This is a genomic window from Streptomyces sp. NPDC047072 (genome assembly GCF_040643855.1).
Taxonomy (GTDB): domain Bacteria; phylum Actinomycetota; class Actinomycetes; order Streptomycetales; family Streptomycetaceae; genus Streptomyces.
Genome location: NZ_JBEYVC010000131.1, coordinates 1 through 13290 on the forward strand (window position 1 = coordinate 1; position 13290 = coordinate 13290).

The window sequence follows — 13290 nt, forward strand, 5'->3', positions numbered from 1 at the left end:
GAGGCGCTCGCCGCGCTGACGGCCAGGGGCGTCACCGTCAAGATCCTCACCGGCGACCACCCGGGCACGGCCACCCGCGCCTGCCGCGACCTCGGCATCCCGCTCGCGCGCACAGAGCCCGCCGGTCCGACCGCCGACGTCCCCGGCGGCCCCGAACCGGACGCCGGCGCCGGCCGCATCGACACCCTCGGTGCCCCGGAACCAGACGCCCCCGCCGTCCTCACCGCCGACCACATCGACACCCTCGGCGCCCCCGAACTCGCCCAAGCCCTCCGTCGTACGACCGTCTTCGCGCGCTGCACCCCCGCGCACAAGGCCCGGATCGTGCACGCGCTGCGGGGCGCCGGGCACACCGTCGGGTTTCTCGGGGACGGGGTCAACGACCTGCCCGCGCTGCGCTCCGCCGACGTCGGCATCGCACCGCGGGGCGCCGCCGACGTGGTCCGGGACGCGGCGGACGTGGTGCTCGCCGATAAGGACCTCACCGCGGTCGGCCACGCCCTCGCCGAGGGCCGCCGCGCGGGCGGCAACATCGTCACGTATCTGCGCGTCACGCTCTCCTCGAACCTCGGCAACGTGATCGCGATGCTCTCGGCGGGCCTCCTGCTGCCGTTCCTGCCGATGCTCCCGGCCCAGGTCCTGGTGCAGAACCTCTGCTTCGACGCGGCCCAGCTCGCCTTCGCCCACGACCGCCCCCCGCCGTCGGCCGTCCGCGGACCGCGCGTCCTGGACCCCCGGGAGCTGCTCCGGTTCATCGTCGGCTTCGGCGCCCTGAACGCCGTGGCGGACCTCGCGACCTTCGGCGTCCTGGCGTACGCGCTGCGCGGCCCGGGCGACACCGAGGAGGTCTTCCACTCCGGCTGGTTCACCGAGAACCTCCTCACCCAGGCCCTGGTCATGGCGCTGTTGCGCTTCGCAGGACCAGGCGCCCGCCGCCCCGGCCCGGTCGTTCTCGCCGCCCTCGCCCTGGCCGCCGTAGGACTCGCCCTACCGCCGTCCCCCCTGGGCGCGGCCCTCGGTCTGACCCCGCTGCCCGCGGGCTACTACCCGCTGCTCGCCGCCGTCCTGGTGCTCTACGCGGCGGCCCTGCGGATGGCGCGAACGTATGCCGGACGGGGAATGTGACGTTCAGGTTGCATGAGATCGCTCACCTGTGAATTGGCCCAGGATTTGCGCTGTACGGGCCGTGATCTTGTTAGATTTGCGCAACTGCGCAAGCCAGCGCCTGTCGTTTCCAGCCAGCGCCCGACCGTTGACGTCAGCGTTCCGACCGTTCATGGGAGTAGTGGATGAGCGACCCGTGGGACGGCCCGGTCCGCCAGGCCACGCGCCGCCGTGGCGCCGAGGTGCCCCCACCGCGCGGGGCGGCCGGACCTCACGGCCGGCGTACGGCCGGTCCCGGTCCCGGTGTCCCGCCCCAGGGCGGCCGGGCCGCGGCGCGGCAGGCGGCGCGCTCGCGGGGCAGGCGCCGGGCCAGGCCGGTCAAGCGTGGCCGCAGGGCGCTGAAGATCGTCGGCTGGTGCATGGCGGTCCTGGTGCTCGGCACGGCCGGCGCCGGCTGGTGGTTCTACCAGCACCTGAACGGCAACATCACGAGCGTCTCGCTCGACGGCAAGGGCGGCACCGAGGAGGCCGACGCCTTCGGCCGTACCCCGATCAACATCCTGGTCATGGGCTCCGACGCGCGCACCAGCAAGACCGACTGCAAGCTCGGCGGCGGCTGCTCGAAGACCGGCGTGCAGACCGGCTACGGCAACGCGGACGTCGAGATGGTCGTGCACATCTCCGCCGACCGCTCCAACGCCACCGTCATGAGCATCCCGCGCGACACCATGGTCGACGTCCCGGCCTGTGAGGACACCGAGAACAAGACCTCCACCAAGGGCTACTACGGCCAGGTCAACAGCGCGCTCCAGTACGGCCCCGCCTGCCAGGTGGCCACCATCCACCAGCTCACCGACATACCCATCGACCACTTCGTCAAGCTCGACTTCTCCGGTGTGGTCGACATGTCCGACGCGGTCGGCGGCGTCTCGGTCTGCGTCGACGCCGACGTCTACGACACCTACTCGCACCTGAAGCTCTCCGAGGGCACGCACACCCTCAAGGGCGAGGCGGCCCTGGAGTTCGTCCGCTCCCGGCACGGCTTCGGCAACGGCGGCGACATCGGCCGTACGGTCTCCCAGCACATCTTCCTCAGCGCGATGATGCGGAAGTTCAAGGACGCCGGGACGCTCACCGACCCGACGAAGGTGTACGCCCTCGCCAACGCCGCCACCAAGGCGCTGACCGTCGACGACGGCCTCGGCAGCGTCAAGAAGCTGATCTCGCTCGCCGCCGACCTGAACAAGGTCCCCACCAAGCGGATCACCTTCACCACCATGCAGACCGTCCCGGACCCCACCAATGAGAACCGGGTGGTGGTCGCTGCGGCCGCCAAGACGCTCTTCAAGACGATGGCCAACGACCAGTCGCTGACGACGAGTTCGGGCAAGAAGTCCACCGCGACGGCGTCCCCCTCGGCCTCGGCCGTCCCCACCTCGCAGATCGCCGTGGACGTCCAGAACGGCACGCAGGTCACCGGCCGGGCCGCCGCGATCGCGGCCGAGCTGACCGGCCAGGGCTTCAGCTCGGACACCACCTCCGGCAACGCGCCGAGCCAGGCGTCCACCACGACCCTCACCTACGGCAGCGGCCAGAAGGCCGAGGCGCAGACCGTGGCCAAGGCGCTGGGCCTCGCCTCCTCCAAGCTGAAGCAGGGCACCGGCAGCGGGCTGACCCTGGTGATCGGCGGCGACTGGACGAGCGGCACCAGCTATCCGGGCGGTACGGCCTCGGCGGCGCCCGCCGACACCCAGGCCGCGGTCGCCGACGCGAACGCCTCCACCGCGGACGACGCCAAGAGCTGCGCCAAGGTCAGCAAGTTCAACACGGTCGAGCTGAACGGCGTACCGATGACACCGACCCAGGCCTACGCGGCGGCGACGAACAAGAAGGACTCCGACAAGTAAGAGATCGGGTAAGCGGGTCCGGTTGTACAGTTGCGCAAGACTGCAACCGATGTGTGGAGAGGGGCGTGCGGGATGCTGCGCAACGGACTGGAACCCTGGCACCTGCTGATCGTGGCGATCCTGTTCATCGCCCTGTTCGGCTCGAAGAAGCTCCCCGAGGCGGCGCGCGGGCTGGGCAAGTCGATGCGCATCCTCAAGAGCGAGGCCAGGGCCATGAAGGAGGAGTCGAACACCGACTCCGATCAAGAAGTCGGTAAGAGTCCGGCGTAGGGCCCTGTTTCCCTGCAACCTTCCGATTCCGCGGGTAGTCCCCCTCACGGCCGGTGCCGATCATGGCGCCGGGGTCTCTTCCGTCCCATCAGGGGGATGTCATGAGTTCTGTCTCCGTCGGGCGCCGTGCGCTGCGTCGCGGAGCGTGTGCCTCGGCCGTGGGGGCACTGGTCGTCGCGGGTCTCGGGGTCGGCGGGGTCGCCTTCGCCGACGACGAGCCGCAGACCGACAATCTCTGGATCCAGGCGCCGTACGACCGGGCGGTCCCCGTCGCCCCGGACGGCGGCACGGCCCAGGCGCGGTCACTGGCGCTCGGGCTCACCCACGACAACGGCACCTTCACCGTGACCGACGGCCGCCTCACCGTCGACGTCACCGGGCTCGCCGGGATCGCGGACGTCACCTGGCCCGCCAACTGCACGCCGGACGCCGCCGGCACCGTCGCCGTCTGCGACACCGGTGACGTGCAGACCCGCTACAGCCCGCAGGTGCAGCTGACGATACGGGCCGCCGCCGGCGCGGCCGTGGGCGCGCAGGGCGCGATCGAGTACTCCGCCACGGCCACCGGCGGCCCCGACGGCACGCTCACCGCGCCGCAGGGCGAGGCGGAGACCTTCGTGACCGTCGGCTCGCGACCGGACCTCGGCGTCGCCGCCCACGACGACGTCTCCGACGTGGCCCCCGGAACCGTGCTGGACGTGCCGTTCACCGTCACCAACACCGGCAACGAGACCGCCCACGGCTACACCGTGAAGATGTGGGCGACGTACGGCCTCGACGTCCTCAGCCGGTACCCGCAGTGCACCTACGACGGCCCCGGCGACGACAGCGCGTACCCCTCGATGACGTACGTGAGCTGCTCCTTCGACACCGAGATCGCGCCGGGCGCCTCGGTGGAGCTGCCCGAGCCGCTCCGAGTGGCCGTCACCGACCACGCGTTGTACGACCGCTTCGACTACGAGGTCGAGCCGGGCGGCGACGCCACCGACCTCGACACCTCGGACAACGGCCGCTCCTTCCATGTGAACGCCGACAACACCGCGGACTTCGCCGTCCACGGCACCTCGGTGAGCGGCGCGGCGGGCGACACGGTGACGGCCGGCTTCCGCTTCGTCAACCGCGGGCCCGCCTGGGTCGGCGACGTCGGCGCAGGCGACCCGGTCGCGGTCCTCGACTACTACCTCCCGCCGGGCACGACGGCCACGTCGGTCCCCTCGACCTGCCACTGGGCCGGGACCTCCGGCACGGACCCGGCCGTCGCCCACTACGCCTGCACACTGCCGCACTGGGCCAACCCGAAGCTGAAGGTCGACTTCCCCTTCCAGCTGCGGATCGACACGGTCGTCCCCGACGCGACGGGGCACGTCACGGTCCGGCCGTACTCGGGCTCGGCGACGAGCTTCCCCTTCGACCCGCGGCAGAAGAACAACTCGACGACGGTGACGGTGAATCCGTCGGCGTGACATGGCGTTCGGCGTGACACGCCAAAGAGCGGGGGCCCGGTTCCGGCCGGGGCCCCCGCTCGTTCTTGGGCGGACTCACACCGTCAGCTTCACGGCCTCCATGTAGCGGCCGTTCTCCACCGTGCCGCCGAACTCGTAGTCGGGGCGCTTGTCGGCGCACTCCTTGGAGCCCCAGGCGAAGCCCGACACCTTGGTCTGCTCGCAGATCGAACCGCTGCCGACGTTGATGGCGAAACCGGTGATGTACTTCGCGGACGTCTTGCCGATGTAGATGTTCTTGCCGTTGCCGGTGATGGCGGTCCAGCTCGGCGCCCACTTGCTGTTGCCGTCGCTCGAACTCGAGTTGTACGCCATCGCGTTGGCCGCCGAGCCGTCCACACCGGACACCGCGATGTTCAGCGCCTTGATCGCCAGGCCCTGGCCCGTCGTACCGGCCAGCGTGCCGTCGCAGACCGGCTTCTGCCAGCCGAGCTTCGCGACGAACGCGCGGTAGCAGATGTGCCGTCCGCCCGGGTCCCGCTGGGCGAGCCGCTGCACGGCGGTTGCGGCCGTCTCGACGGCCGGCTTCGCGGTCACGGTCTTCTTCGGTGGGGTCGCCGTCACGGTGACGGTGCCGCCGCCCGGACCGTTCTGCGAACTCCCCGACGCGCTCGCGGAGTTGCTCGGCTTCGGTGACATCGAGGGCGAGAGCGTGACCGTCGGCGCGGGCGGGGGAGTGATGTCCACCGAGAAGGTCGGCAGCGGCGGCTCCGACGAGAGCGAGGGGCTCGCGCTCAGGTCGGAGCTGGAGAGCGTCTCCTTCTTCTGGTCGTCGCCGCTCGAACCGTTGCTGCCCAGGTACACGAGGGAGACGATCACGAGGCCGGCGACGGCGAGGGCGGCCGGGGCGATGACGACGGGGCGGTGGAGGAGGCCGGAGGGGCGGTACTCGTCGTCGGACTGGCGGGAGTCGTTGCCGCGGTCGAGGGTGCGGACGAGGGGGGTCGGAGGGGTTCGGTTGAGGCCGGGGGAGGGGGAGGCGGCGTAGAGGGGGCGGGGTTCGTCGTCGAAGCCCTCGAAAACGTCGGAGTCGTCGTCCTCGTCGTCCTGGTCGTGGGCGTCGGCCTTGTGGAGGGAGGGCGGGGGAGGGGGTTCGGGGAGGGCGTAGGAGGCTTCGTCGAACTCGTCGTCGGTCTCGTCGTCGTAGTCGTCGTCCAGGTCGTCCTCGTCGTCGTCATCCTCGTCGTCCTCGAAGTCCACGGTCACGACGCCGACTCCGAGGGCCTCGGCCTCGTCGGTCTCCACGCCGTCCGGCTCCCGCTGTTCCAGGAGCCTGCTCGAACCGTCGGGGGCGACCTCGACGTAGGCCACGTAGCCCGCGGAGGCGTCGGAGATCGCGGCCGTCACGGTGACGTTGCGCACACGGGCGTAGCTGTGCAGCCGGTCGAGGACCGCGGCGTCGGCCGTGCTCCCCTCCGCCACCGTCACCGGTTCGTCGTCGATGGTCGCGGACCCGTCGCCGTGGATGACGACCGCGTAGTAGTCGTCCTCCCCGACCGGCTCGTCGGTTTCTTCACCCCGGCTCATAGACATTCCTTTCTCAGGGGCCCTGCGTCACCGCAACGGGCGCCGGACCCCGGGCGGTTCAATTCCCCCGTAGAGTCCGGGAACATGACCCCCCACATAGATCCCCTGCGTTTCGCCGTGCTGGGTTCGGTACGGGCCTGGCGTGGTGAGCGGGAGGTGGAGCTCGGCCCCCCGCAGCAGCGCGCGATGCTGGCGGCTCTGCTGGTGCGGCGGGGACGGCCCGCGACTGTCGCCGAACTCCTCGACGCCGTCTGGGGAGAGAAGCCGCCGACGGCCGCCGTGTCCGTGCTGCGCACCTACGCGTCCCGGCTGCGCAAGGTGCTGGAGGTGGCTGAGGCTACCAGGGTGCTCGTCTCGATCGCGGACGGATACGCGATCCGGGTCGAGGAGGACGACCTCGACCTGGCCGTGTTCGAGCGGCTGGTCGCGCGGGCGCGGACGGCGCGTGCGGCGGGGGATGCCGGGGCTGTAGCGGATCTGCTGCACAGCGCGCTCGACACCTGGCGGGGCGAGGCGCTGGCCGGAATCCCGGGCCCGCTCGCCGAGTTCGAGCGGGCCAGGCTGCGCGAGATGCGGCTGGCCGCGCTGGAGACCCGGCTGGAGGCGGACGTCGAACTCGGCCGCCACACCGAGGTGATCGCCGAGCTGCTTTCCCTGACCGCCACACACCCGCTCCGGGAACCACTGTGCCGGCTGCTCATGCTCGCCCTGTACCGCGCCGACCGCCAGGCCGAGGCACTCGCGGCCTACCGCAGGACGCGGGACACGCTGGCGGGGGAGCTGGGGGTCGAACCGGGGCTGGAGCTGCGGGAGTTGCACGAGCGGATCTTGGCGGGGGATCCGGTGCCGGGACTGTGGTCGGTGGCGGAGCCGGTGGAGGGGCCCCGGACGAGCGGGGGATTCCCTGCTGACCGCGCATCCTCGGAGGACGGCGCGGCCCTCGCCGGTGGTGTGCCGGAAACCGGTGACCGCGTGCCCGTGGGTTTGAGGGCGGCGCGGCCGTCGGTTCCTGTCGACCAAGTGCACCCGGCCACGGTGGCGGAGGCGTCGCGTGCGGGCGGCCAGGGCGATGCGCCGGCCCCCGCGGCAGCGGTCCCTCATTCCGGGGGCGACGCCGATGTCCCCGTCGCCCGCCCCACCCCACGGCTCGCCCAACTCCCCGCGGATCTCCCCGCCTTCGTCGGACGTGAGGAGGAACTCGACCGGGTACGTGCCCTGTTGCCCGCCGACGGCGGCGCCCCTCCCGCCGTACTCATCTGTGCGATCGGGGGCATGGGCGGCGTAGGGAAGACCGCTCTCGCCGTGCACTGGGCGCACGAGATAGCCGACCGCTTCCCCGACGGCCAGCTCTACATCAACCTGCGCGGCTTCGACCCCTCCGGCACGGTCGTGACCCCGGAGGAGGCGATCCGGGTCTTCCTCGACGCGCTCGGCGTCCCCCCGATGCGGCTCCCGGCCGGCCTCGACGCACAGGCGGCCCTGTACCGCAGCCTCCTGCACCGCCGCCGCATGCTCGTCCTCCTCGACAACGCCCGCGACACCGAACAGATCCGCCCACTGCTCCCCGGCACCCCCGGCTGCCTGGTCGTCGTCACCAGCCGCAACCAACTCACCGGCCTGGTCGCGGGCGAGGGCGCGCAGCCGCTGACGCTGGGCCAGCTGAACGCCGTAGAGGCAAGGGAGTTGCTGGTACGGCGGCTCGGCGCGGAGCGGCCGGACGCGGAGCCGGAGGCGGTCGCGGAGATCGTCGAGCGGTGCGCCCGGCTGCCGTTGGCGCTGGCCATCGTCGCCGCGCAGGCCGCCGCACAGCCCGCCTTCCCGCTCGCCGCGATCGCCGAGGAACTGCGCGAGTGCCACGGCAGCCTGGACGCCTTCGCCGGAGGCGACGACCTCGGTACGGACGTACGGGCGGTCTTCTCCTGGTCGTACCGCGCGCTCTCGCCGCCCGCCGCCCGGCTGTTCCGGATCATCGGCCTGCACGACGGCGTCGACCTGTCCGTGCACGGCGCGGCCGCGCTCACCGGCATCACCCCGCGCGAGGCCCGCAGCCTGCTCGGTGAACTCAGCCGCGCCCACCTGGTCGTCGAGCACTTCCGCGGCCGGTACACCCGGCACGACCTGATCCGCGTCTACGGCGCCGAGCGCGCCGCGGCCGAGGAGCCGCAGGAGTCGGTGGCACGGGCCGACGAGCGGCTGCTCGCCTGGTACACGCACACCGCCGACGCGGCGTACACGCACATCACGCCGTCGCGCCGCCGTATCCCGCTCGAACCGGTGCCCGAGGGCTGCTCGCCCCTGGAGTTCGGGACGTACGAGGAGGCCGTGCGGTGGTGCGAGACCGAACGGCCCAACCTGGTCTGCGCGGCGCACCACGCCGCCGTGCACGGCCAGACGGCGTACGCCTGGCGGCTGCCCGCCGTGCTGTGGGGCTTCTTCTACCTGCGCAGCCACATCCGCGAGTGGCTCGTCATGGCGAGCGAGGGCCTGACCGCGGCGCGCGCCGGCCACGACGCCCGGGGGGTTGCCCAGGGCCTCGCGGACACGGCGGCCGCGCTGCGGGCAAGTGGCCGCTACGAGGAGGCGGTTGACCACCTGCGGGAGGCGATGACGGCCTGGCGGAACCTCGGCGACGAGGACGGCCGGGCCGCCGCCGTGGGCAACCTGGGAGACGTCTATCTCCAAGCGGGCATGCTGGACAAGGCAGTTGAGTACGTACGACGCTCCCTCGCCCTCGACCGGGCGCGCGGCGACGTCTGGGGCCAGGGCATCGCGCTGAGCAACCTGGGAGACGCCTACCAGAGGCTGGGCCGCTTCGACGAGGCCGTGGCCTGTCTGGAGGAGGCGCTGACCGTGCTCAGGGAGATAGGCAACCGCTGGGTGGAGGGCGTCACCCTCGACATCCTCGGCAGGGCGCACGGACGGCTCGGCCGGTACGGCGAGGCGGTCTCGTACTTCGACCACGCGCTCAAGACCCACCGGGATGTCGGCAACAGGTGGGGCGAGGGACACACGCTGGGGAACCTGGGCGACGTACAACTGGCGTCGGGCGAGCGGGAGTCGGCGCGTTCGTCGTGGGAGCAGGCGCTGGAGCTGTTCGCGGAGTTCGAGCATCCGGACGCGGGGAGGATCAGGGACCGTTTGAACGGCCTCTGATCCTCCCGGAGTTGCGCTTTTTTTGGCGGCTGTCAGCCGGCTTGCTTGTAGATCTGGCCGCTGGCGTTGGGGGTGGCGCCGGTGTAGAGGCCGGTCTGCTGGTTGGTCTGCGTGGAGAGCGTGAACCAGGCGTAACGCTCCACGAAGTCCAGCCCGTTGAGCATCTGCGTGGACGACCTGATGAAGTCGGTCTGCTCCTGCTCGCTGGGGTAGCGCGGGTTCGCTCCGGTGTAGTCGATCAGGGCGTACTCGGTGAGCCAGATCGGCTTGTGGTAGCGGTCGTAGACCTTCTGGAGGTAGTCCCTCAGCTGATTCGCGGCGTCCGGCCCGAAGTCGGAGCCGTACCAGTGCAGCGGAATGAAGTCCACGCGCAGACCGCGTTGTTGGGCGCCGGCCATGAACCGGTCGAGCCAGCCGCCCGCCACGTCCCCGCCGAAGGCGACGGAAGGTGCGCCCAGCCGCAGCCCGGTGTCCTGGAGCCGGGGCCACAGGTCCAGGGCCTGCTCCACGGACATGTTGGCCTGCGAGCCGAGATCGGGCTCGTTGAAGCCGAGCAGCGCCTTGCCCTCGTTCCTGGCGTTGGTGAGGTTGGTGTCGTTGACCCCCTGGGCGCCCCAGATCATCGGCACGTATTCCGCGTTGGCCGGCTTGACCGTCGGCCCGGTGGAGGAGTCCCAGTTGTAGTACCAGGAGACACCGGAGTCGGTGAGGGCCTGGGAGTCACCGTCGACGGGGTTGAGGCTGAGACCGCGCTTGGTGGTGGCGGTGTTGGTGGGAGTGGGTTCGGGTGTCGCGGTGGGCCCGGTGGTCTGCTCGGGCTGGCTGTCGCTCAAGGCGCCGGTACCGAAGGCGACGGTCATGCCGGTGCACTGAGTGCACTGCGCGACGGTCCGGTTGCCGGGCTCGGCGTCCTGCTTCGACCAGGCGTACGCGGTCTGGCACTTGGCGTTGATCGCGTCGCTGTAGGGGGTCTTGGCGTCGCGGTTGGGGTTGACGCAGACGAGCGGCTTGCCGGAGGCGTCCTTCTGGAGGTTGTCGGCGGGGCAGGACGACAGCAGATCGACGGCACAGCCCATCGCCGAGCACGAGCCGCTCTCGGGCACGGGGATGTCGTTGGGCGTGATGGTCACCGGCACGGACACGGCGTTGACGTAACTGACGTTGTACCAGGGCGCCAGCGCGTCGGACGGGTCGAAGTTGAACTCGGCGAGGCTGGTGGGCTGATCACCGGCGACACAGCGATCCTCGTAGTTCCCGCAGTCCCCCACGGCACACTTGAAGTCCGCGCCGCTGGTCCCGGTACATCCCTGCCGAGCGAAGAACTTCCCCCGCCAGTGCCCGGCCCCTTCATGCTCCGGAATGGTGACGGTCGCGGACTGCCCGTCCTCCAGCTTCGGCAACCCGGTGAGCGCGGCCGACCCGTCGGCGTTGACGGTCGCCCCGATCCAGATCGTCCCCCCGGTCCGGTTCTCGAAGGTGACGGTGTGATCCCCGGCGGTGGCATCGGCGGCGTTCTTGCTGCTGATGCTGGTGTTGTCGGACCGGCTCCACTGAACCGCCGCGGCGGTCCCGGAGACCCCGACGATCACCATCAGTAAAGCGAGCAGCAGTTGCGTACGTCTGCGCAGTCGGCGCATGGAGTGAGCCTCTCCGTGGGGACTGGGGGGATGTGGGGGATGCGGTTGCGTGCGGAATCGCCTGCTGGGGCACGACGGATGGGGTGGGGTGGATGGTTCAGCGCGGGCGCCGCGACGGCGTCATTTCCGCCGCGCTGTGCTTCCTTGCCGGCTTGCGCCGTTCGACTGCTCATAAGGGACGGGAGTGGCTGCGCGGCTTGGAGAGCTCGCGGATTCGTGACGGCCGTATTCACTGCCCTGTACGTAGGCGTGCTTCGCGATGAGGTGCTGGAAGGGGCTCACTGACCTGTCGCCCTGGACCCGATCGAACGTGGACGAGGAATCTGAGATGGTGGAGATTTCGTCGGCATCCCTTTGGATCAGGCCGTGCGTTGGATTGAAGGTCCCGGAGTTGTGCCGGGGATCCGCGAGGCCGTCGGTCGACGCCCCCTGGCCCATGTACCGCTGCTCCGTACTCGTGACCGGAGCGAAGACCATGCCGTACGAGACGGCCTTCGGGTCGTAACCCAACGCGGCCGTTTCACCGGACAACCCTGTACCCGTATTCGTCGGCCCCGGCTGCGGGCCCCGGTTCCAGCGCTTTTCGGCCTGCTTGAGCAACTCGGGCGTGAGAGTGGGCTCCCCGGCCTCCCGCTGGTGGCCCGCCTGCCTCAGCCGGGCGTTCAGCTCGAACTGGGCGGTGAGCGGCATGTAGCCGTCGTCGACAGCCTGACGCAAGACCTTGTCGCTCTCGACCCGCTTCAGGACCGCGTCCTCGAAGGCCTTGTGATCGTTGTCCGAGAGCCTGCTGATCCGCTCCATGAGACGGCCTACGCGCTCCTCCTTCTCGGCGTAGGCGCGCTGCTCCTGCTGCCGCGGGTCAGGCTCCGGCTCCGCTCTGCCTTGAGATTTGCGCTGTAGTACGTTCCGGCTCCGGCGCTGGCCCTGGTCCTGGATCCGCTCCCCGTTGTTTGCCTGGTTCCGGTCCTGCCGCGTCTGCTCGCCCCCTCCGGCGGCCGGCCCATTGGGGGAATTGGAGCCGCGCAGCTTCCGTATCCACTGGCGGGTGGCGTCGAAGGCGTTGAGAGCCTTTCCCATCGCCCGGACAATTGAGCTCGGCGAGCGCCGATATTCGTCGGCGAGCTCGGCGACGCGGTTTCTGTCACGGGGGTTGGCGCGGTCTTCGGAGGGGTCGTCGGTCCTGCGACGCACAGCCTCACGGTCGGCCACCAGATCGAAATCTGTTGCGGTGAACTCGGCAGCCAGATCACTTATATCGCGCTCGCGAGAAGCGTTCGCGCGGTCCTGATCGGCCCTGGTGAGCTCCAACGCCATGCTGCGCGCGTCGAACGGCTCTTCCGGGTCCGAGGGTGCCACGAAGCCATCCGCCATGATGCCCCTCTTCCTTGTCGGCGGCGCTGACACGAGCGACAACGGGCCTATGGGGGCGGACGGTTCAACGCCCGGTGCGAGAGGGACGGCTCTGCGGATCCCGGAACGGCCTCAGCGCGGTCCCGCTCGCCGACCTCCCCGCCGGGGTTTGCCGCCCTGGGTGGCGTGGCTGATCCCGGCCTGGTGGCGGTGACCGCCGGCGACGGACCGGTTGTCCCCGGTGCTGTGCCCGGGAGGGGCCGTAGGGCGGGGCGGACCATACACGTACGCCTGGCCGGAGCCGGGTATGGGGTGCACCTCCCGGACGAACTCCGCGCCGATGTCGGGGGACGGCTGAGGGCTGGGGGAGTCCGCTGCCGGGTCGTGGGAGTCGATGTAGTGGGCTGAGTGGTCGACCTCCGGCAGGGGTGGGTGTCCGGGCCTGAGCCAGGCCGCGGCGAAGGCGGCCTCGGCCCGGTGGTTCCAGGTCGTGGGGGGTGAGGCGGGACCCCGGTCCACGGGGGAGGCCGCATCGGGCACGTGGTTCTCGGCACCCGAAACGTGGCCCTCGCCACCCGGCATGGGCGAGAGCGGACGCGAGAGGATGTCGGACCCGGGCGGTGAGGTCCCGTATGCGGGGGACTCCCACCCCGCCGTGGGATACGTGAACACCCCGGTGGGAAGCGGATAGTCCACATCGGATATCTCGCTGGGCGAGGGGCTCGACGAGCGTGAGGACCCGGAGGACACGTTCGTAGGGGCGCCGCCCGGGAGCGGTTCGCCCCCGCGCTCGTCCGAAGCTGCCGGGATGTCGTCCGCCACGGTGGCTCTACTTTCCTG

Annotated in this window: 9 protein-coding genes; 5 read left to right on the plus strand and 4 right to left on the minus strand. The window is 70.9% G+C overall.

Features of this window, described 5'->3' with window-relative positions:
- The 4 genes from ABZ896_RS37720 to ABZ896_RS37735 all read left to right on the plus strand — a co-directional run.
- Positions 1 to 1125 (plus strand): HAD-IC family P-type ATPase (locus ABZ896_RS37720; protein WP_360939275.1); only part of this gene is annotated, 1125 nt, incomplete at its 5' end.
- Positions 1126 to 1289: 164 nt separating this feature from the next.
- Positions 1290 to 3011, plus strand: a complete 1722-nt coding sequence (locus ABZ896_RS37725) for an LCP family protein (RefSeq protein ID WP_360939277.1) — start codon at positions 1290 to 1292, stop codon at positions 3009 to 3011.
- Between the two features lie 72 nt (positions 3012 to 3083).
- The gene (gene tatA / locus ABZ896_RS37730; RefSeq protein WP_360939279.1) at positions 3084 to 3281 is read left to right on the plus strand and encodes a Sec-independent protein translocase subunit TatA; all 198 of its coding nucleotides are present in this window, start codon (positions 3084 to 3086) and stop codon (positions 3279 to 3281) included.
- A 101-nt stretch (positions 3282 to 3382) separates the two neighbouring features.
- The gene (locus tag ABZ896_RS37735; RefSeq protein WP_360939281.1) at positions 3383 to 4744 is read left to right on the plus strand and encodes a hypothetical protein; all 1362 of its coding nucleotides are present in this window, start codon (positions 3383 to 3385) and stop codon (positions 4742 to 4744) included.
- A gap of 75 nt (positions 4745 to 4819) precedes the next feature.
- Here the strand turns inward: ABZ896_RS37735 and ABZ896_RS37740 are convergent, their stop codons facing one another.
- Positions 4820 to 6310, minus strand: a complete 1491-nt coding sequence (locus tag ABZ896_RS37740) for a hypothetical protein (protein WP_360939283.1) — start codon at positions 6308 to 6310, stop codon at positions 4820 to 4822.
- Positions 6311 to 6394: 84 nt separating this feature from the next.
- Here ABZ896_RS37740 and ABZ896_RS37745 point away from each other — a divergent pair, with 84 nt between their 5' ends.
- Entirely contained in the window at positions 6395 to 9463 is a 3069-nt protein-coding gene (locus tag ABZ896_RS37745; protein ID WP_360939285.1) for a BTAD domain-containing putative transcriptional regulator, read from the plus strand.
- Between the two features lie 32 nt (positions 9464 to 9495).
- Here the strand turns inward: ABZ896_RS37745 and ABZ896_RS37750 are convergent, their stop codons facing one another.
- The 3 genes from ABZ896_RS37750 to ABZ896_RS37760 form a co-directional block, all read right to left on the minus strand.
- The gene (locus ABZ896_RS37750) at positions 9496 to 11100 is read right to left on the minus strand and encodes a glycosyl hydrolase (RefSeq protein WP_360939287.1); all 1605 of its coding nucleotides are present in this window, start codon (positions 11098 to 11100) and stop codon (positions 9496 to 9498) included.
- Positions 11101 to 11220: 120 nt separating this feature from the next.
- The gene (locus tag ABZ896_RS37755) at positions 11221 to 12471 is read right to left on the minus strand and encodes a hypothetical protein (protein WP_360939289.1); all 1251 of its coding nucleotides are present in this window, start codon (positions 12469 to 12471) and stop codon (positions 11221 to 11223) included.
- A 111-nt stretch (positions 12472 to 12582) separates the two neighbouring features.
- The gene (locus ABZ896_RS37760; protein WP_360939291.1) at positions 12583 to 13032 is read right to left on the minus strand and encodes a hypothetical protein; all 450 of its coding nucleotides are present in this window, start codon (positions 13030 to 13032) and stop codon (positions 12583 to 12585) included.
- Between the last annotated feature and the right edge of the window lie 258 nt (positions 13033 to 13290).